This is a genomic window from Ruminococcus gauvreauii (genome assembly GCF_025151995.1).
In the GTDB taxonomy this organism is placed as follows: Bacteria; Bacillota; Clostridia; order Lachnospirales; family Lachnospiraceae; genus Ruminococcus_G; species Ruminococcus_G gauvreauii.
Genome location: NZ_CP102290.1, coordinates 1,199,008 through 1,219,112 on the forward strand (window position 1 = coordinate 1,199,008; position 20,105 = coordinate 1,219,112).

Below are 20,105 nucleotides of genomic sequence, written 5' to 3' on the forward strand. Positions count from 1 at the left end.
TCTAGTCAGTGTAAAATTATTCTTAAGATACATTTATAAGGAGGATATATCATGACTTTAAAAGATGTCATCACACTGATTCAGTCCATATCCGGACATCCATGCCATAAAAGCTATTATAACCTGGCCTTAGCTGTATACTATAGTTGTCAGCTTCCTTTTCATACAGGACTTAATCTGGAACGGCAGGTATATCCGCTGATCTCGCAAGAGATTGGTCTTTCAATAAAATCCATAGCACGGAGCATCTCGAGAGCAACTATTGATTGTTGGGAGTATGGAGATCATAAGAGATTAGAACAGATTATAAAACGAAAATTGATTGAACCGCCGTCGCCCAAAGAACTGATCCTTTATCTCTGTACATATCTTACCGATTTTCCGGCATATTAACTGCTGGTTAATTTTTTTCTTCCGTTTGTCGAATCTTGTCGAATGCTAAACTGTCCGTAATCCGCGGACAGTTTTTGATTGCCGAAAACACTCCCTTATTTCCTGTTGACAAAATACATTGTACGTCCTATAATTTATTTATTCGAACGTATGTTTGTTTTTTCAGGAAATGTAAGAATAAGACTGATATTCAAATTATAGTATTAAGAGCAGATCACTCATGTCTGAAGATTTGATCAGGCTCCCATAAGGAGAGATTTTGTTTGACACACGAGGAAATTGAATGGAAAATTTTAGAGGTCTTTCAGAAGTGTAACGTCAGATCCTTCCCGATTAACCTGTTCGACATAATCGAACAACACGGTTACGAATGCATCGAATATACGGAACAGTCAGAAGTAAAACAGGAGGCATGCCAGCAGATCAGCGATGATGCATTCCGGCTGAATAACAAGGTTTATTATAATGACCAGGCTATGTTTTGCCGGCGTCGCTTCTCTCTCGCCCACGAGATCGGACATATCGTACTGGGGCATCGGACGCCTTATACAAATGTAAAGGAACGGGAAGCCAATTACTTTGCAAGCCGGTTACTCGCACCGCGCATAGCCATATACTATGCAGAATGCAAAAATGCAAACGACGTGTCCAAAATATTCCAAATGACTTATGAGGCATCCAGTTATGCTTTTGACGACTATCGGCGTTGGCGCCGTTACGCAATCTACCATAAAAAGCATTCGCTTGATAAGCTGATGTATAAACAATTTTACAATGACACTCAGAAATGTTTTGTGTGGAGTATTCGGAAATGCCTCGGTTGTAAAACGGAGCTCTTCAACCAGCTGGAAGACAAATGTGATTACTGCAAGATGTATACACACAGGCCCGATTACCTGTACGAAGAAAATAAGCGATTGGTTACGAACGCCCGCGATCGGATCAGTCAGGCAGCAGAATACATACCAGGTTTCAACGATGCCGCAGACTTACGGGAAAGAAATGAATCCCGCGAATGAACAAATCGCCAGAACTCTGATAACATCAGCAGACAGGGAATTATAAGGGGAGGGAAGCCGTTTTAGGGCTTTCCCGCCTTGACTGACTCCTTCACAAATTCCGCTTTCGACTCCATTCAACTTCCGCCAAACCAGAAGCCAGAGATGACTACATTCCAACTATCTTTCTGATTGTATTTGCAGTTCGTATTGTTAATTTACTGCCGATATTTGCACTCGCTGTTTTTGACCACCAATTTGTTTTCTGATAATCCTGTCTGCTGAATGACCAGAATATCGCTTCTTTGTAATCCTGTATCCTCTCTAATCCTTTTTTAGGTTCTCCGATTTCATGAAACACGTCAGCAAATGTAGCTGGCGGCATGATAAAAATTAGATTATCATAGATTTTCTTATCCTCATTTCCCCACCAATCAGGAGCATTGCATAAGATGTCCTCAAGTTCTTCTTGGGCTATGACAAAAACAGGAATATCTAAACCGAACTGATTTTTTAACATCTTTAGAATCTGTTTTGTGACACTTTCCATATCATTTTCATCACTTAAAAAAATCACATTGCCACTGTTGAGATATGTCCTGACTTCTTTATACCCCAATCTTTCAAACTCTTCTTTCAGTTCAGCCATTGGAACCTTGTTTTTGCCGCTTATGTTGACGCCTCGCAAAAAGGCAATATATCTCTGCATATCTGCTGACACTTACATTCACCTCTCAATTTATCTTATCCAATTCTTTATCAGTTTACATGGATACTCAGAACATTTAAGCCATAAATACGCAGCTCTTCCGCATGTTTTCATTATACAGCAATTTCATTGTATTACGGATTTTGATAATGGTTCCATTAAAATAGTATACTGGCGGGATTACGATTCACGACCGAAATCAGCAGAACGATTTGTTATATAGAAGCAGCGTACAACAATAATGGAGTCTGATTTAGACTCCCAATGCGTGTCAGTGCAATGAATTATGTTTAAGTAAGGATAATTAGGTATTAATTTAATGCGGGCAACAGGACTTGAACCTGCACGGTCTCCCACCAGAACCTAAATCTGGCGCGTCTGCCAATTCCGCCATGCCCGCGAAACTATTCATGATTATATACCATGAAGCCAATTATTGTCAATGTTTGGTCTTGACTTTTCTATTTTCACATAGTATATTTAACACATATTAAACATGTAATATTATATAATAAACCTATGAGCAAGGGTAGTAATCATGGCAGAAGCTTTTCCAGAGAGCTGCATACGGTGGGATTGCAGTAAAGTGTGCGTGACGAATGGGCTTGCGAGGGCAAACTGAAAGGAATAATCCGAGTAGGCGAGACGAAGACCGATCGTTATCACGGGACGTGTATGTATGTACATGTATGAGCGCACCCCAAACAGCAGGGTGAAGTTAGGTGGCACCGCAGGTTATAATACTCCTGTCCTATCAATTCGATAGGGCAGGTTTTTTATTTTATCCAATTACCCAAAAGAAAGGATGAACAACAATGAGCACAGAAAAGAATATTCCGTACAAAATTTATCTGGAAGAAAACGAGATGCCAACGCAATGGTACAACGTCCGGGCAGATATGAAAAACAAACCAGCCCCTCTGTTGAACCCAGGAACCCTAAAACCAATGACATTCGAGGAACTTCGGCCGGTTTTCTGCGACGAACTGGTCAGACAGGAACTCGACAACGATACCGCATACTTTGACATTCCCCAGGAAATTCAGGATTTTTATAAAATGTACCGTCCATCACCTCTGGTGCGCGCATATTTTCTCGAAAAAGCCCTGGATACTCCTGCAAAAATCTATTACAAGTTCGAGGGCAACAACACTTCCGGAAGTCACAAATTGAACTCCGCCATCGCTCAGGCGTATTACGCCAAAAAACAGGGGCTGACCGGCGTCACAACGGAAACAGGGGCCGGACAGTGGGGAACAGCACTTTCCATGGCATGTTCTTATTTCGACCTTGACTGTAAAGTATATATGGTAAAAGTCTCCTATGAACAGAAACCTTTCCGCCGCGAAGTTATGAGAACATACGGTGCGTCCGTTACCCCGTCCCCATCCGAAACCACAGAAGTGGGACGCAGAATCCTCGCAGAACACCCCGGAACGTCGGGAAGCCTCGGCTGTGCCATATCAGAGGCTGTCGAAGCGGCAACGTCACTCGATGGCTACCGTTATGTACTGGGGTCCGTCCTCAGCCAGGTACTGCTGCACCAGTCTATCATCGGCCTGGAAACCAAAGCCGCTCTGGATAAATATGATATCAAAGCCGACATTGTGATCGGATGCGCAGGCGGAGGCTCCAACCTCGGAGGTCTGATCTCTCCTTTCGTCGGACAAAAAATCAAAGGCGAAGCAGATTACCGCATCATTGCTGTCGAACCGGCTTCCTGTCCGAGCCTGACACGCGGCCGTTACGCCTATGATTTCTGTGATACCGGCATGATCTGCCCACTGGCTAAAATGTATACCCTGGGAAGCGGTTTTATTCCATCTGCAAACCACGCAGGCGGTCTCCGCTACCACGGCATGAGTTCCGTCGTTTCACAGCTTTACGATGACAAACTGATCGAGGCAGTTTCCGTCGAGCAGACAGAAGTATTCGCAGCAGCGGAACAGTTTGCACGCGTTGAGGGAATCCTTCCGGCTCCGGAAAGCAGTCATGCGATCCGTGTGGCCATCGACGAGGCGCTTAAATGCAAGGAGACAGGGGAAGAAAAAACTATCGTCTTCGGATTGACAGGAACAGGCTATTTCGATATGGTGGCATATGGAAAATACAACGACGGCGAAATGACGGATTACATCCCAACCGACGCCGATCTGGAGCCTGGATTTGCAGGGCTCCCAAACGTCGACTGATTCAAAAAACAGATCTGCCAAAAACGGGGCAATCGGGAAATAGATAGTTCCGGAAACAGGGGCACATAACTCATGCGAGTTATGTGCCCCTGTAAATTTTAAAAAGAGAAAAGAGACGGCTAACGATAACCATCTCCCCTCCGTTACATGTTATAATGTAACTACCATGAGATTATATTATAACGAATTTTTCGACTTAGGGCAACAGAAAATTCAGTTCAGCCTGTATCAGTTAGGTTTACCGTCGGGCGATCCCGTCCATACCCTAAAAAAAGTCCTGGAGGAATTAAATTACGAGAGCCTGCTGGCTCAGTATTCGACAAAAGGGAGAAGAGGCTATAATCCTATCATGATATTTGCCGTACTTATCTATGCCAACATGCGCGGTGTGCGGGCAGTTGACCGGATTGTTGAGTTATGCCAGAGAGATCTGGCTTTCATCTGGCTGACAAAGGGAGGGAAACCCGGGCGTGATGTTTTTTATGACTTCATCAAGGACAGGCTGACCGGACAGGTCCTGGAGGATCTGCACTATCAGTTTATCCGCCGCTTACAGAAGGAAGACCTGATCACACTCGAAGCACTGTTCATCGACGGCACGAAGATCGAAGCGAATGCAAACCGCTATACATTTGTCTGGCGCGGAAGCATCAACTACCATCTGGCCAGGCTTCTGGATACCATCGATGCGCTTTATAATCGGTTCAACCGCTTTCTTTCAGACAGCGGTTACGGGAAGAAGTATAAGATACCAGAAGCCCATATGTTTGTGGTCGAAGGAATGGAGCGGGTCAGAAAAGTAATAGAAGAGAACCGGAAGCGGAAGCTGACAAAACACAGCAAACTGCCAAACAACACAGTGATTGAAATTGACCGGTGTTCGCCGCTGGAGCTGCTGCAGATGCAGACAGCCCTGACGGAGGCTGCCCGGGCAGAAGGAATTACCTTCCAGAGCGGGAAAGGAAAGCATAAATCCGAAATCCAACAGCTGCATGAGGAATTGGAAGCCTGCGGGGAACGGCTCCTAACATATAAAAACAACTACGAGACCATGGGCAGTGACCGGAACAGCTATTCAAAGACGGATGTGGAAGCCACCTTCATGCGCATGAAGGATGACCACATGATGAACGGACAGCTCAAGCCAGCATATAACGTACAGATCGCAGTGGAGAATTATTTCATCATACACACTTACATAAGCAGTGACCGGACCGATTACAATACCTTGGTACCGGTACTGGAAAAACATAAGGCGGCCTTTTGTAAATACCCGGAGGAAGCCACGGCAGACAGTGGCTACTGCAGTGAAAGGAACCTGCTGTATCTCCGGAGGCATGGGATCAGGAGCTATATAAAACTGCAGACACATGAAAAAAGGAAGACGCGTGCCTACAAAGAGGATATCGGGAAGTATTACAACATGATGTATATGGTGGAGGACGACACGCATTACTACCGGTGCCACGACGGAAGACGTCTGGACCATATCCGGACAGAGCAGAGCCGGCAGGAAGGTTATATACGGCAGACGGAAGTCTATGGATGTGAGGACTGCGGAGGCTGTGAACACAAAGCCCGGTGCCTGTACAGATATGATGGAAAACGGGATAAAGACAAAAACAAGGTCATGAAGATAAATGAAACGTGGGTGGAGCTGCAGGCAGATTCACACGCGAACATACAGAGTGAAAAGGGAATCCTGAACCGACAGATCCGTTCGATACAGACAGAAGGACATTTCGGAGACCTCAAGGAGAACGACGGGTTCCGGAGGTTCAATTACCGCACGGAAGAAAAGGTCTGCAGGGAGTTCATGCTGTATGCATTCGGCCGGAACATAAATAAATATCACCGGTTCCTTGAGGGGGAGATCAAGAAATACGAGGGGAAAGCGGAGCAGGGCTTGGCGTAGCAGAAGAATGCTTCAGAAACCACAGGACCTTTCTTTTGTGCGCTTTAAAACAGGATATGAAGAACGAACAAAAATACAGAACAGCACCCCGGTGAAAAAAACAGATGCCTGAAGGCATGATTTTCACCGGGGTGCTGCTATTTTGTATCCAAGGGGCTAAAATCCGTCATTTCCCGATAGCCCCATTTTTTAATTCCATCACTTTACAATCCCGGCCTTTGCCGGAGAAAGACCTCCATAGACTGTTCCGTTGGCAACCTTACGAAACGCCCTGATTTTGTAGTAATACTTTTTACCGCCCGTCTTTTTAGAGGAATCGGTATATACCACATTACCATTCCCGTTCATTGTTTTTATCTGCGAATACTTTCCAGTCGTCCCATCTGTCCGATAGATCTGATAACCGTCAGCCCCTGATACTTTTCCCCAGGAAATTTTCAACTTTCCGCCAGCAGTGGAACTCACGCTGTTTATACCAACCTGACCGGGGATCGGCTTTACCCCAACCGGTTTTGAACTGGCACTGTAATACGTTTTCCCATTCACCGTACGAAACGCACGCACTTTGTAATAATATGTTTTTCCCGTGGAAAGCGAACTGTTCGTATATGACAGCGCATCACCATTTGTCACATTTCTTACCACAGAAAATCCACTTGTCGCTTTTACGCTCCGATATATTTGATAACCGCTGGCTCCCCAGACTTTATTCCAGCTCAATGCAGCGCTTTTGTAATCGCCCGGCCTGCCTGTTAATACCGGCGTTTTTAACGCAGGTGTAACAGCAACAGCCCCGGAAGGTTCACTGTAGCAGATAGCACCCGCTACTTTTCTGTAAGCTCTGATTTTATAATAATAGGTTGTCCCAGTCTTCAGGGTCTCCTTGTCAGATATCTTTATATCAGAATACGTCAGTTTACTCGGATCAGCCAGGTTTTTTACCCCTTTATATCCGTTTTCTTTACTGCTGCTCCGAAAAATGCAGTAACCCTGTGCACCTTCGATTTTTTTCCAGGTCAAATATGCCGAATGATATCCTCCTGAGCTCCCAGACAAAACCGGCTGCTTTAATTGCGGTTTCGCCGCGACAATATCAGACCCCGCGCTGTATACCGTGCGGCCAGCCAGTTTATGAAATACCCGGATTTTATAATAATACGTGACTCCTGTCGACCGTTTACCGTCAACATATGAACGCTTCCCCTTCACCTCCGCTATCATGGAAAAACCACTGTCTTTTTTCGTGCTTCTCCATATCTGACAGCCATCAGCACCTTTCGATTCTCCCCATGTAAGAGTTACGCTGTTATAATCCACCGAGGAAACCGCCATTTCAGGAACCGCAAGCAGTGCGACCGCCGATACCACATTGCTGGACAGGCTTTCCCGCATTACCTCATTATCATTCACATACCATTTTACCCTGTAATAATATTTGACATCAGGTTCCACACTGTCATCCGCATAAGTCGTTGTCTGTTCTCCAATTACTGTATCCAGATATGAATATTCGCCCTTCTCTGTGGTACTCCGATAGATTGTGTAACCTTCCGCACCGCTTTGCACTGTCCATTCCAGAAGAATCTGGGTTCCAGCAGTATTTTTAATTCCGACTGTAACCCTGTCTTCACCCACCGACGATGATTCATTCGTGAAAGCTTTGATCCTGGCGCATATCCCGCTATTGCCCAGATCCTGCCAGTCCCCGCTGGAATTTAACCAGAAACTCTGTCCCGGGGCAGTCACAGCCCGCGCAGACACCCAACTACTGTAGTCGGAATCCGTTGTCCGCTCAGCATAATACGCTGTATCCTGTAAAAAACTGATCACCACCGAAAACTTTGTATGCGCCATCACCCGGACCGCTTTCGGCAGCTCCACCGTATGAATGCCGCTGTACCCCGTCACTCCGCCCAAGTCCTTCTCAAAAACCGCCGTTCCACTCGTCGGATCCCTTTCCGACTGCAGATCCGTATATACCTGAATACTGTACGGCACATTTGCTCCCCGCAGCGCAAAATTCACCGCTTCCAGGACTTCATACTCCGAGGACGCCCCTTGAACTTCGAATACATTAGCAAGTTTCTGTCCCTCACCAACTGTATATGCCGTCGTCATGGAACTCCCGTCGTACTGGTAATTATATTGATACGCATCTCCGTCCTGGAATTCCAGCGCTGTCACATTACAAATCGTTGGCTCCTCATATGATATATAGAAATATCCCTGCGCTCCCCATGAGTCTCCCCAGCTGTTTTTTACAATCCAGGCGCCATCTTCCATGACGTTACTATCAGATTTAAAATTTTCCTTTTTAAACGTATCGTCCCAGCCCACAATCGCCACCGCATGATCCGTGTACGGAGCACTGTCCGCAGGGTTGCAGAATGCACTGGTACTGTAATTCAGATATCGCCCGCCATTGTGGTAATACATGACCGCAACCGAACCAAACCGCAGGATTGCTTCTTTTACCTGCGATACTTCGTTGTTGATAAAATACGCATTTTTCAACTTTGCATCTGCACTGAACTGCTGATCCTCCGTAAACGGCGGCAAATCTTCATACGCCCATGTATACGGCGCATCCTGCTCAGATTCTGTCCCGGTCCAATTAGCAAATGCAAAAGCGCTCATTAACAGATTACCACCGTTTGAACGGTAATCATATCCCTCTTCAGGGATATTTATATCCCCTTCCGTCAGATTCAGAGGGTCCGTCCATCTGTTATAGAAATAGTATGCCGTGTGAAGTTCTGACAGGTCTGCATTTTGAGCATCTGCCATTTGGTTCATAATCAGTGAGGTTTCAGCCACCGTATCTATCGCAAAAGCCCAGCACGTATCAAATGGATTTTGGTTTCTTACCGGCGTGATATAGCCATAGTCTCTGGAATCATAACGCTCAGGCAGTACCGAGCGAGTCCGGTATGTGTACCTCACAGCTTCCGGCTCGGGTTCTGTATTGATCCGCCTCCTCAAATAAGGCTCCATTGCTTTCTGCCCGGCAATTTCTTCTTCTGTCATAGGCCGATCATAAATATAGTCCAGTTCTCCCTGATTCTCTCTTTTGTTTTCGTCCCCGGATTCTCCTTCTGTTTCCGGCTGCTCTGCAATATCCTGCGCTTCAACGCTGGTGTCATCTGTTTCCGGCGTTATTTCACTTTGAACTGATATTTCCGGCAATACCTCGATTTGCTCCGACGCTTCTACCCCCACCAGAGGACTTATCAGCACCATAAAACCAAACAGCCATAATATGATTCTTATTCTTCCTCGTTTCACCAAATCCCCTCCTTACTTTGACTTGAGTATACCATACAGACCGCGCACGGAAAAGAAAAAGCTTTGGAAACATCATTTCCAAAGCTTTTGCTATGAGACATCGGGGATTCGAACCCCGGACAACTTGATTAAAAGTCAAGTGCTCTACCAACTGAGCTAATATCCCACAATATTCAATTGTCTAACAGGAATGCAGAACCTCATGTCCTGCATTCCCAAACTGGGCTAGCTGGATTTGAACCAGCGAATGCAGGAGTCAAAGTCCTGTGCCTTACCGCTTGGCGATAGCCCATTAGATAAGGTGGATAAAGGGATTCGAACCCTTGGCCTCCAGAGCCACAATCTGGCGCGCTAACCAACTGCGCTATACCCACCATAACGTGCTTGAAGGGATTCGAACCCCCGACCCACGGCTTAGAAGGCCGTTGCTCTATCCAGCTGAGCTACAAACACGTAAGCGGGTGATGGGAATCGAACCCACGTATCTAGCTTGGAAGGCTAGTGTTCTACCATTGAACTACACCCGCATATCGGCTGCTATCTTGTTGTCATAGTCGATACAACAGTCGGGGTGACAGGATTCGAACCTGCGGCCTCCTGGTCCCAAACCAGGCGCTCTAGCCAAGCTGAGCCACACCCCGATATTGCTTTTGTAATTGTTGTATTTATGCGTTTTTTGCCTGACGCAAGGTATATTATATTATATGCCCCAGCAAATGTCAACACTTTTTTCATACTATTTTTTCGCTTATTTTCCAGCAGTTTTCTACTCTATCCGAGGTATCTCGTCGTACAGTGGAATTCCCCGTTCTCATTCAGCTCCATGATCATAAAGCTGGGCTTTCTGCCCGCCTGTCTCGGATAAGCCAGACTGCCTGGATTCAAAACTGCAATGTTGTCCGATATCTCACAACACGGCTTATGTGTATGGCCAAACACCACAATGTCCGCTTTGCGGCTTTCCCCTTCTTCCTTGATCATTTCAGTTCCCATCGATACCCCATAATAATGTCCGTGCGTAAGAAATATCTGCTTCCCTCCCAGTTCAAACTCCATTTCGCGATCCAGTACACTGAAGTAGTCATTGTTACCCGCTACAATATACGAAGGACATTCTGCCAGCTCCGCAATATAATCCTCTTCTCCCTCTACATCGCCGCAGTGAATCAGAGCATCAATCGGCCAGATTCTCTCCAGCACCCCCGACAGATTCTCTGCATGTCCATGCGTATCACTTATGATCAGTACCCTCATTGATTTCAACCCACTTTTCTTGATTTTAATTCTTTTTTCATTTTTCTCAATGCCTTTCCCCGATGGCTGATTTTATTTTTTTCTTCCGGAGGAAGCTCCGCCGTGGAACAGCCATATTCCGGCACATAGAAAATGGGATCATAACCAAAACCATTTTCACCGCGCTCCTCATAGCCAATGATCCCTTCGATCGTCCCCCGTGCCGTCACTACCTCTCCGCCAGGAAATGCGGCTGCGACCGCACACACAAACCGTGCCGTCCGCTTTGCATCCGGCACGCCTTCCAGACGGTCGATCAGATTTTTGTTTTTAATCCGATATGAGGTGTCTTCCCCCATATATCTTGCCGAATAGATGCCGGGTTCTTTATTCAGATAATCAATCTCAAGTCCCGAATCATCCGCCAGTACGATCTCATTCGTAATCTCCATAATGGCTCTGGCCTTAATAACCGCATTTTCCTCAAACGTAGCACCGTCTTCCACGATATCAGCCGTTATACCGGCTTCTTTCATAGAGACAACTTCTACGTTCAAATCGCTCAGAATCTCTCTGATCTCTTTCATTTTCCCCGAGTTTCCCGTAGCAAATATTATTCTTCTCATAAACAGACTGTCCCTTTTCAACTATCAATAAGTTCCATGCTTCTTGGGAGGCTTTTGACCCAGAAACTGATAATAATAAGTCTTCAGCATGCCATTATAAATTTTACGGTTTCTGTCTGCCTTTTTCCCAATATATTTTTCCGCATCCGCAAAGCTCGTGATCAGATACATCGACCAGCTGTCCAGTCTCTGATAACTCTCTCCAAGTTCCCGGTATAAACCGGGCAGCATTTCCTTGTCTTCCAGACGTTCTCCATAAGGAGGGTTCGTTACGATAAAGCCATATTTCTTTGGATGGCTTAAATCTTTTACCGCACGCTGCTGAAAATGAATCATATGATCCACTCCCGCCAGCCTGGCGTTTTCCCTGGCATCCCTGACAGCACCCGCATCAATGTCATAACCCTGAATATCCGTCTCGACGCCTGTATCCATCAGATCCTGTGCCTCCTCCACTGCCTGATACCAGCACTTTCTGGGAACAATATGTTTCCAGTCCTCGGCCAAAAAGGAACGGTTCATCCCGGGTGCCATGTTCGCCGCCATCATCGCCGCTTCAATCGGAAACGTACCGCTCCCGCAGAATGGGTCTACCAGAATTCTGTCCTGTTTCCACGGTGTGAGCATCAGCAGCGCCGAAGCAAGTGTCTCCGTAATCGGTGCTTTTACCGTATTCTGACGGTATCCTCTTTTATGCAGAGAGATCCCGGATGTGTCAAGCGTGATGGTTGCCACATCTTTCATAAACGTCACACGTATCGGATAACTGTCACCATCCTCTTCAAACCATGATACCCTGTACTTCTCTTTCAGCCTCTCCACGATCGCCTTTTTCATAATGGACTGAATATCTGAGGGACTGAATAATCTGCTCTTAATGGAATTTGCCTTAGCGACCCAGAACTTGCCGTCTTTCGGAATGAATTCCTCCCAGGGCAGCGCTCTCGTCTTCTCAAACAACTCTTCAAATGTTTCCGCTTTCACTTGTCCTACTTTCAGCAGAATCCTCTCTGTCGTGCGCAGAAACACATTCGCATACGCAACAGCCTCCGCGTCACCCAGAAAAGTCACCTTTCCGTCCTCAACCCTGCTGACTTCATATCCCAGATCGATAATTTCTCTTTTCAGCACCGCCTCAGTTCCGAAATGGCAGGGCGCTATCAGCTCAAACATTTTCATGCTATCCTCTTTTCCCGTTTCAGGGGCTTCATCCAAGACTGCGGAGAAGCCCCTGCTTCATTTTTAATCTATTGATTTATTTTACTATGATATCCATGAAAACACAAGCCGTCAGTGACCTGCTTCTGCACGATATGCATGGATACCGCCTATCATTGACTTGACATTGTATCCTGATCTGGCCATTTCTTTGGCCCTTGCCATACTGGAGGCACCCCGTTCACAGTACAGGATGATCTCTTTGTTCCTGGGCAGCCCGAACAGCGCCTCTGTATCCTCATAGTCGATGTGGCGCGCTCCCGGTATATGATACCGGAAATACTCCTCTGAGGAACGTAAATCTATCAGCAGCGTATCGTTTCTTTTCCGATACGCATCCAGCATCTTGGCAGAAATCATTTCCAATTCCGACATAAAAAGCTCCTTTTTAATAGTATATTCACAGCCACAGAAATGAGAAAGCCTTATTCCGGCTACTTCGTCCCATGCGCAAAGAGAAAGACCGCGGTAGGGGAGCTACCACGGCCTTTCGAGGGGAGTATAAATAATTAATAAGGGTTATTAATTTGTAAAAAAAATTTTTTGAAGGGTAAATTCTCTTTACAAATAAGATTATAATACAATTTCCATAAAAATGCAATAAGAAAGATAATAGAAATTTCAGAATTATTAACACTTTTTTATGAAAACACACCGGATCACTCGAAAGGATAGATGACACCCCACTCTTTTCTCAGATATTCTGTGATTTTGACTACTTTCAGGATCTCTTCATGCGGCATCTCCGGGCACTCCAGCAGCCCTTCCTCGATCGCCTTTTTACATGCCAGCACTTCATACTCATATCCGTTTATCTGTTCCGGCACCGGATATCTTGCAACAAGCTGACGTTTTTCATCCAACACGCGAATTTCTTCACAATTATTGATATTCTGCACCTCAATGCAGCCTTTTGTTCCGTTAATTTCTCCCAGCCTGTTAGAATGCACAAGCATGGAGGCGTACAGTACCGCCATTTTTCCGTCCTCATAAATAAAGGTCATACTCTCCTGCGCATCAACCCCTGTTTCAAGCTTCACACACGTGGACTGAACCTCTTTGATCTTATCCCCAAAACACATCAGCGCAAAATTAATCGGATATACGCCTAAATCCATCAGCGCTCCGCCCGCCATCTCCAGTCTTCTCATCCTGTCAATATTGATATGCTCATAGCCGAGATTCCCGCTCAGTGATGTGATCTCTCCGATTACCTTACTTTCCATAAGATCCTGAATCATTTTCCGGCTCGGCATATAGCGTGTCCACATCGCTTCAGCGATCAAAAGTTTCTTAGCCTCAGCCAGTGCAAACAGCTCTTCCGCCTGTGCAGACGTCACTGTAAATGGTTTTTCACAGAGCACAGGCTTTCCATGTTCCAGACACATCTTAGAATGTTCATAATGAAACACATGCGGAGTTGCCACATACACGAGATCAACTTCCGGATCACTCAGCATTTCCTCATAAGAGCCGTATGCCCTTGAAATCCCCCATTTCTCCGCAAATTCTTTTGCACGTTCATAATCTCTGGCAGCAATCGCATATGCCTCAGCAACGGAACGGTCCAGTCCGCCAAGTGCAGTCGCCATGGATGTCGCGATGTTTCCAGCCCCCAATATCGCCACTTTCATTGTTGCATACCTCCTGGTTTTTGTTTTTACTATATCATAAATTTTTTCAAAAAACTAAAGCATTCCTGTCTACTTTCCCAGCTTTCTCCTGCCTTCATCTGCTAAGTTTTTATAATTTGTATAAAAAAACAGATATCAGAGATACTAACAGCGTAACGTAAATTTTTAAAATTACAGGAGGAAATGACATGTCTAAAAATTATTCTGATGACAGCACAAACAAAAATAAGATGAGCAACAACTCAAATTCCTACAACGAGTCCAACGAGAGCAGCAAAAACTCCACAAACAGCTCCAACAGCTCTAACAGCACGAATAGCTCAAATAGCTCAAACAGCTCTAATAAGAATTCAACTAACAAGAATAAGGCTTCAAATTGCCACAATTCAAATGAAAATTCTTCTACTTCAAAGTATTAATTCACTCTCTTAAGCATCGAATTCAAAAAGCGTGTCGGTTCAGCCGACACGCTTTTTCTGTATTATCATCTTTTCTTTAAACTGGAAGTGATCAGAAGAATGATCAGTACCGGTACCAGAATCGGCGACAAAAACCTGAATATACTCCCAACCAGCCACAGGACGATTCCAAGGACAAGCACAACGACGACAGCTGCCACAATGCAGCCCCAGTTTCTGTCCGTCTTTATGCTCCAGCTTCTCTCCCGGCTCTGTCCGCCGTTCTGATGATTCTGCTGTATATTTTCCGCTGCCGGATCATCTTCCATCTGTCCGTGTGTATCCAAAATCGTTCTTGCCAGCAGCGTTGGATTTCCCAGTTCTTCCAACACCTGAGATTCCGGCTTCCCGCCGCGCACTTCATCAAGAATATACTTCGAATAATAATTGACCTGCTCAGAAATGTCGCGTTCAGACATTCCCTCTTTTAGCTTTTCTCTCAATGCTTCCAGAAACTCTGTCCTGTCCATCTGTTCCTCCAATCGTATGGTATAAGTCTTATCTATTTTCGGCACTGTCTGACAATCCGGCGCTATATTCATCGATCCGCTGCTGAATACGGGTTTTTTCATCTCCTTCAGCCGGTATCGGCTGATAATTATTATATCCAGATTCCGACGAAATAGAACACGGAATAATATTGACCACATCATCCGTTTCCACCTGATCGCCTGTCACAGTAAACGTCTGCTGAAAAATCATCGTGTCCTTGTCACTGGGGTTTGAATTCCCTCCGAAGCAAAAATTAGCCAGACTGTATACAATATTTTTTCCCTTATATTTCTCTATTCCCTGCAATACATGCGGATGATGTCCCAGAACCAGATCCGCCCCGGAATCAACTGCGATGTGTGCCAGTGAAACCTGTGTCTCATCCGGATAATTCTCTTTCTCTGATCCCCAGTGAAAGCTCACAATGACAAGCTGTGCTCCCTGCGCCCGGACCTCCGCAATGTTTTCTTTCAGCTGCGTCTCCCGCTCCATGCCGTCCGCAAGTACATAGATTCCAACTAATCCTACCTTGACTCCTTTCACATCCGCTACAGCAGTTCGGTCATATCCAAAACTGGTAATTCCGGCAGCCTCCACATTTTTTATGGTATCCTCATACCCCTGCTCTCCGTAATCACGGCTGTGGTTATTAGCGAGATTTACCGCTTCCACAGATCCGGACGTAAGAATCTGTGTATATTCGGGTTCTCCTTTAAAAGAAAATGTTTTTTCCTGGAGATCTTCCGAAGTGGTAAGCGGTCCTTCGAGATTCACGATTGTCAAATCATCTTCTTCGAATATGGGTTTTACATTCCGTAAAAAATAAGAGGGGTCCCCGACGCTGTCAAACATCGCATTAAAACTGGTATCATAATCAAAGTCTTCATCCGTTCCGAGTGTGCAGTCGCCAGCCGCGCTCACAGTAATTTGCATCGGTTCAGGCGAGGGCTCCGGTGTCTTTGCGTCCTGCACCTCCTGCGTCCCCGCCGTCCTGACAGCCTCAGGCTCATTCTTTCCTCTCACTGCCCTGACGATCAATACTGCCGTGAGAACCAAAACCAGTGCCAGCACAGTGACTATGATTCGTCTCATTAACTGTATCTGCCGTTCACGTACCCCCATTCTCCTGCGGCGCGTATTGCTTCTTCTCCTTCTTCTGCCCGTATATCCCATTTTATCTTAAATCCTTTTCTTTTGTCTTATCAGGTGCTACTATAGTAGCAAGTTTACCATAAGTTAACACGAAATGAAATACGGGGGAATTAATATTATGAAAAATTATCAGATCACTCAGTGGTGCAGCCACTTTATGAAAGAACAGATTAGACCCGGAGACCTCTGTATCGACGCCACCGCCGGAAATGGACACGACACCCTTCTGCTGTGCCGGCTCGTCGGGGAAACCGGACGCGTACTCGCCTTTGATATCCAGCCCGAAGCCCTGGAACGCACCCGCAGCCGGCTCACAGAACACGGAGTTGCCGGCCGTGCAGAGCTGATTTTGGACAGTCACAGTAATTTATCCCGCTATGCAGCAGAGGGCTCGGTATCCTGCATTGTATTTAATCTCGGTTACCTGCCGTCTGGAGATCACACGATTGCAACTCACCCTAAAAGCACTATTGCGGCGCTTGAAGCAGGTCTTTTACTTTTACAGAAAAACGGAATCATCTCGCTTTGCATCTACAGCGGCAAAGACAGCGGATTCGTGGAGCGTGATGCTGTATTGGCATATTTAAAAGCACTGGATCCCAAGCGTTTTATTGTAATTATGAGCCAATATTATAACCGCCCCAATCACCCGCCTATTCCGGTTTTAATCATTAAAATTTGATCTTTGCATAAAACAAAACCCTGTTTACATTTCCGTAAACAGGGCTTTTTCTTTACGTGCGTTAGAGGATTCGAACCCCCGACCTTTTGGTCCGTAGCCAAACGCTCTATCCAGCTGAGCTAAACGCACATCATCGCTAAACTATTTTCGCGACAATGATTATTATACATACACGCACGTTGTTTGTCAATACTTGTTTTAAATTTCTTCTAATTTCTTCTAAGCGCCTCAATCGGGCTTAGTTTTGCAGCCTTTCTTGCAGGATAGATCCCGAAGAAGATACCGACTGCGCAGGAAAACAGCGTCGCTCCCAAAATGGTCGTTGCGCTCAATCCCGGTGTCATATTCATATTCTGCGTCGAGTTTATGACACTGCAGATGCCGAATGCACCGGCAAGTCCCAGAATGATCCCGATGATGCCTCCAAGAATCGTCAGAATCGCTGATTCCGCAAGAAATTGTGCCATAATCGACGATGTCTTTGCGCCGAGTGACTTTCGAATACCGATTTCCCTTGTCCGCTCAGTTACCGACACGAGCATGATGTTCATAACACCGATACCGCCTACCAGCAGGGAGATACCTGCCACGCATGAGATAAACGCTGTCACCACGCCCATCATACTGTTCATCGTCTTCATAATATCCTGGAAGCTCTGCACCTGGTAGTAGTCCTCACCTGCACTCTGATGACAGGATTCCAGAACCTTTACTACTTTATTCGATATTTCCTGAGAATCCATCGTCTTATCCGCCAGCACTACAAAATAGTAAAACTGGTCATATGTATCATCATATTCCTGGAGTGACGTATAAGGAACATCAATATAGACCGGCATGCCCTCATATGTATAGGAGACAAATGCCCCGTTTTCAGGCTGCTGAGTCACTCCTACAATCTGATAACTTTTCGTGACACCGTTGTAAGTGACATCGATATCCATACCGACAACGTCATCCGAACCAAACAGCCTCTTTGCATCGGAGTCTGAGATTACACAGACCCGTCTCGCCTCCGAGACATCAGCAGCCGTAAAATAATGCCCGCGTTTGATCTGGGAAGTCGAAAACATCGGCTGATTTTCCGTGGCACCGGTCAGACTAATAGAAAATTCTCCTTTTCCCGTCGAAGTTTCCCCTGACCATCCGCTTGAAGGGCTGACCGCTTCAACACCCGGTACCTTATCCATGATTGCCTGCATATCGTCCGGCGTCATGTATTCACCGGCAGTCATCGCGTCATCACTGCACATCACCTGGATCTGACCGCCTCCCGCACTGTCCATCTCATCATTCATCTGGTTCGTGGTTCCCGCTCCGACAGCCATGATCATAATAACCGAAGCAATACCGATGATGATACCCAGCATGGTCAGGAGGGAGCGGCCCTTGTTGGCCATAATGTTGTGTATGGCCATCTTAATATATTCTATCAAATTTCCCATGTTAAGTCCCTTTCCTGATGCCTGTCCGGATTATACATCATCTTCCAGTACAGCGCCTTCCGGTACTCCATCTGCTCCGCCGGCCGCACCGCTCGCTGCCTGTGCCTGATCACCCTCCTGAAGCGTTCCGAGATCCGGAATCACCTGATCCCCTTCTTTTAATCCGCTTTTCACTTCCATGTATTCATCAGAGGAAATTCCTGTTTCTATTGTCTGTTTCGCGATGACTCCATCACGCAGCACATAACAGAAAGAACCATCATTCCCAATATTGACCGCTTCAACCGGAACCACCAGTACATTGTCTGCAGATGCGGCCTGGACGGTAACTTTTGCTTCCACACCGATAAAAATATTTTCATCCGGATTATCAATCTTCACGGTCGCACCGATCATCGGAGTTCCCTTCTCATTGGGTATTGCAACTTTATTGATTTTGGTCAGCGTTCCCTGATAAGTATTATCGCCCAGCGTGATTGTTGCCTTCTGCCCTTCTTTGAGCATTGCAAAGTCATACTTGGAGACCTGGATTTCAACACAGACATTCTTCGTGCTTTCCAGTGTAAACATCTCCATCCCCTGGGATACTGCAGCACCGCCTGCCACCTTGGAATCGGAGATGACGCCGGTAAATTCAGCCTGCACTCCTTTTTTACCTTCAGCGATCAGTTCCTCTACGGATTTCGCTTCCAGTTCCGACAGGTTGGTCGCAACCTGCATCTTTTCTTTGGTTTCGGCTGTCAGTGTAGACACATCAGCCTCCGCAGCCGCTTTCTCCGACGCAAGCTCTCCCTGGAGTTCTGCCAGCGTAGCGCTCGCACGTTCCAGTTCTCTCTGCAGCTCAGTCGTATCTGTCGATGCAATCTCCTCTCCTGATACTGCACCCCCCGCGCCTGTACTATAGGCAGGCTCTGTTGGCGGTTGAGCAGCTAACCTATTATAATCATCCACGGCAAGGCTATAATCTTCCAGAGCCTTTGCTTTCTGCTCCTCTGTAGCCGAAGGAAGTTGACTCCTTTTCAGTGCATCAGCTTTGACTTTGCTCAGTTTTTCCAATTTTTTATCATATTCTGCTTTCTCTTTGTCATATTCTGCTTTCTGCTGTGCATACAGCTCCTGAGCTTCTGCTGTCGCATCCTGCGCCTCCTGAATCGCCTCATTCTTAGCATTTTCTGTCTCTGCCGCGATCGCATCCTGAAGGTCGTACACATACTGCTGCCAGTCATCGACCTGCGCCTGCAGAGACTGTGCGTTTGCCGCGGCTGTCGCCTGTTTGTCCGCTGCTTTGTTCGCCTGGTTTACGGCATCGTTATAATCAAGCTTACCGGACTTCACGTTCAGTTCGGCTTTCTGATTTTCTTTTTCCAGATCCTCCAGATCATATGTAATCAGCTGCTCTCCCTCTTTCACGCTGTCGCCGACTTCAAACGGCATGTCCTGAACCGTAGCGTTCACCGGTGAGTAGAAGGTCTTTTTCTGAAGACTCTTAACCGTCCCCGTTGCATCCAGTTCTTCGGATACATCCCCCTTCTCCACATTGATCACATTTACCTGCGCCGTCGCCTCAGGAGCCTTTACATTTTTGCTGGCAAGTGCCAGCACGGCAATAATCACCACAACAGCGGCGATCACTCCGATCATAATTTTATTGATCTTTTTCTTCTTCACCATGA

Annotated in this window: 16 protein-coding genes and 8 tRNA genes; 5 read left to right on the plus strand and 19 right to left on the minus strand. The window is 46.2% G+C overall.

The features are described 5' to 3' along the window. Positions 1-51 precede the first annotated feature (51 nt). Together NQ502_RS05815 and NQ502_RS05820 are read left to right on the plus strand one after the other, a co-directional pair. Positions 52-393 carry a sporulation initiation factor Spo0A C-terminal domain-containing protein gene (locus tag NQ502_RS05815; RefSeq protein ID WP_028529695.1) on the plus strand — a complete coding sequence of 114 codons (342 nt, stop codon included), beginning with the start codon at positions 52-54 and terminating at the stop codon, positions 391-393. 263 nt (positions 394-656) lie between these two features. Next, entirely contained in the window at positions 657-1,412 is a 756-nt protein-coding gene (locus NQ502_RS05820) for an ImmA/IrrE family metallo-endopeptidase (RefSeq protein ID WP_049898367.1), read from the plus strand. Between the two features lie 148 nt (positions 1,413-1,560). On the opposite strand, the gene NQ502_RS05825 is transcribed toward NQ502_RS05820, so the two are convergent. Together NQ502_RS05825 and NQ502_RS05830 are read right to left on the minus strand one after the other, a co-directional pair. Next, positions 1,561-2,112, minus strand: a complete 552-nt coding sequence (locus NQ502_RS05825) for a DUF1697 domain-containing protein (protein WP_456115056.1) — start codon at positions 2,110-2,112, stop codon at positions 1,561-1,563. A 308-nt stretch (positions 2,113-2,420) separates the two neighbouring features. Then, positions 2,421-2,500, minus strand: a tRNA-Leu gene (locus NQ502_RS05830). A 415-nt stretch (positions 2,501-2,915) separates the two neighbouring features. Between NQ502_RS05830 and NQ502_RS05835 the strand changes: the two genes are divergently transcribed. Together NQ502_RS05835 and NQ502_RS05840 are read left to right on the plus strand one after the other, a co-directional pair. Further along, positions 2,916-4,292: a TrpB-like pyridoxal phosphate-dependent enzyme gene (locus NQ502_RS05835; RefSeq protein ID WP_028529693.1), complete on the plus strand. Its 1,377-nt coding sequence runs from the start codon at positions 2,916-2,918 to the stop codon at positions 4,290-4,292. 166 nt (positions 4,293-4,458) lie between these two features. Beyond that, a complete protein-coding gene (locus tag NQ502_RS05840; protein ID WP_260046669.1) occupies positions 4,459-6,207 on the plus strand; it encodes an IS1182 family transposase in 1,749 nt (582 codons plus the stop codon). A gap of 198 nt (positions 6,208-6,405) precedes the next feature. Here NQ502_RS05840 and NQ502_RS05845 read toward each other — a convergent pair whose 3' ends face one another. The 14 genes from NQ502_RS05845 to NQ502_RS05910 form a co-directional block, all read right to left on the minus strand. Further along, positions 6,406-9,492: a C1 family peptidase gene (locus NQ502_RS05845; protein WP_028530518.1), complete on the minus strand. Its 3,087-nt coding sequence runs from the start codon at positions 9,490-9,492 to the stop codon at positions 6,406-6,408. 93 nt (positions 9,493-9,585) lie between these two features. Continuing rightward, positions 9,586-9,658, minus strand: a tRNA-Lys gene (locus NQ502_RS05850). A 54-nt stretch (positions 9,659-9,712) separates the two neighbouring features. Beyond that, positions 9,713-9,784, minus strand: a tRNA-Gln gene (locus NQ502_RS05855). A gap of 8 nt (positions 9,785-9,792) precedes the next feature. Beyond that, positions 9,793-9,866 (minus strand) — tRNA-His (locus NQ502_RS05860). Positions 9,867-9,871: 5 nt separating this feature from the next. Beyond that, positions 9,872-9,945, minus strand: a tRNA-Arg gene (locus NQ502_RS05865). Between the two features lie 3 nt (positions 9,946-9,948). Then, positions 9,949-10,019, minus strand: a tRNA-Gly gene (locus NQ502_RS05870). Between the two features lie 39 nt (positions 10,020-10,058). Further along, positions 10,059-10,133: transfer RNA gene (locus NQ502_RS05875), tRNA-Pro, on the minus strand. 130 nt (positions 10,134-10,263) lie between these two features. Then, the gene (locus NQ502_RS05880; protein ID WP_028530517.1) at positions 10,264-10,746 is read right to left on the minus strand and encodes a metallophosphoesterase family protein; all 483 of its coding nucleotides are present in this window, start codon (positions 10,744-10,746) and stop codon (positions 10,264-10,266) included. A gap of 5 nt (positions 10,747-10,751) precedes the next feature. Then, positions 10,752-11,351, minus strand: coding sequence for an XTP/dITP diphosphatase (locus tag NQ502_RS05885; RefSeq protein ID WP_028530516.1), 600 nt, complete (start codon positions 11,349-11,351; stop codon positions 10,752-10,754). Positions 11,352-11,375: 24 nt separating this feature from the next. Further along, a complete protein-coding gene (locus NQ502_RS05890) occupies positions 11,376-12,530 on the minus strand; it encodes a THUMP domain-containing class I SAM-dependent RNA methyltransferase (RefSeq protein ID WP_028530515.1) in 1,155 nt (384 codons plus the stop codon). A gap of 111 nt (positions 12,531-12,641) precedes the next feature. Continuing rightward, the gene (locus NQ502_RS05895; protein ID WP_028530514.1) at positions 12,642-12,944 is read right to left on the minus strand and encodes a rhodanese-like domain-containing protein; all 303 of its coding nucleotides are present in this window, start codon (positions 12,942-12,944) and stop codon (positions 12,642-12,644) included. A gap of 284 nt (positions 12,945-13,228) precedes the next feature. Beyond that, positions 13,229-14,245: a Gfo/Idh/MocA family protein gene (locus tag NQ502_RS05900; RefSeq protein ID WP_407691159.1), complete on the minus strand. Its 1,017-nt coding sequence runs from the start codon at positions 14,243-14,245 to the stop codon at positions 13,229-13,231. 442 nt (positions 14,246-14,687) lie between these two features. Next, complete coding sequence (locus NQ502_RS05905) at positions 14,688-15,131, minus strand: DUF1700 domain-containing protein (protein ID WP_049898574.1); 444 nt, start codon at positions 15,129-15,131, stop codon at positions 14,688-14,690. A gap of 28 nt (positions 15,132-15,159) precedes the next feature. Next, positions 15,160-16,245, minus strand: coding sequence for a CapA family protein (locus NQ502_RS05910; protein WP_242830319.1), 1,086 nt, complete (start codon positions 16,243-16,245; stop codon positions 15,160-15,162). A gap of 178 nt (positions 16,246-16,423) precedes the next feature. Between NQ502_RS05910 and NQ502_RS05915 the strand changes: the two genes are divergently transcribed. Further along, on the plus strand, positions 16,424-16,987 hold the full coding sequence (locus tag NQ502_RS05915) for a class I SAM-dependent methyltransferase (protein WP_028530511.1): 564 nt from the start codon (positions 16,424-16,426) through the stop codon (positions 16,985-16,987). 55 nt (positions 16,988-17,042) lie between these two features. Here NQ502_RS05915 and NQ502_RS05920 read toward each other — a convergent pair. The 3 genes from NQ502_RS05920 to NQ502_RS05930 form a co-directional block, all read right to left on the minus strand. Continuing rightward, positions 17,043-17,116: transfer RNA gene (locus NQ502_RS05920), tRNA-Arg, on the minus strand. 80 nt (positions 17,117-17,196) lie between these two features. Further along, positions 17,197-18,432 carry an ABC transporter permease gene (locus NQ502_RS05925; RefSeq protein ID WP_028530510.1) on the minus strand — a complete coding sequence of 412 codons (1,236 nt, stop codon included), beginning with the start codon at positions 18,430-18,432 and terminating at the stop codon, positions 17,197-17,199. Between the two features lie 30 nt (positions 18,433-18,462). Then, positions 18,463-20,103: an efflux RND transporter periplasmic adaptor subunit gene (locus NQ502_RS05930; protein WP_044983727.1), complete on the minus strand. Its 1,641-nt coding sequence runs from the start codon at positions 20,101-20,103 to the stop codon at positions 18,463-18,465. Between the last annotated feature and the right edge of the window lie 2 nt (positions 20,104-20,105).

Coding starts and splice junctions, on each gene's coding strand:
- NQ502_RS05815 (WP_028529695.1), top strand. CDS start 52: ATGACTTTAAAAGATGTCATCACACTGATTCAGTCCATATCCGGACAT.
- NQ502_RS05835 (WP_028529693.1), top strand. CDS start 2,916: ATGAGCACAGAAAAGAATATTCCGTACAAAATTTATCTGGAAGAAAAC.
- NQ502_RS05840 (WP_260046669.1), top strand. CDS start 4,459: ATGAGATTATATTATAACGAATTTTTCGACTTAGGGCAACAGAAAATT.
- NQ502_RS05880 (WP_028530517.1), bottom strand. CDS start 10,746: ATGAGGGTACTGATCATAAGTGATACGCATGGACATGCAGAGAATCTG.
- NQ502_RS05885 (WP_028530516.1), bottom strand. CDS start 11,351: ATGAGAAGAATAATATTTGCTACGGGAAACTCGGGGAAAATGAAAGAG.
- NQ502_RS05890 (WP_028530515.1), bottom strand. CDS start 12,530: ATGAAAATGTTTGAGCTGATAGCGCCCTGCCATTTCGGAACTGAGGCG.
- NQ502_RS05895 (WP_028530514.1), bottom strand. CDS start 12,944: ATGTCGGAATTGGAAATGATTTCTGCCAAGATGCTGGATGCGTATCGG.
- NQ502_RS05905 (WP_049898574.1), bottom strand. CDS start 15,131: ATGGACAGGACAGAGTTTCTGGAAGCATTGAGAGAAAAGCTAAAAGAG.
- NQ502_RS05910 (WP_242830319.1), bottom strand. CDS start 16,245: ATGAGACGAATCATAGTCACTGTGCTGGCACTGGTTTTGGTTCTCACG.
- NQ502_RS05915 (WP_028530511.1), top strand. CDS start 16,424: ATGAAAAATTATCAGATCACTCAGTGGTGCAGCCACTTTATGAAAGAA.
- NQ502_RS05925 (WP_028530510.1), bottom strand. CDS start 18,432: ATGGGAAATTTGATAGAATATATTAAGATGGCCATACACAACATTATG.
- NQ502_RS05930 (WP_044983727.1), bottom strand. CDS start 20,103: ATGGTGAAGAAGAAAAAGATCAATAAAATTATGATCGGAGTGATCGCC.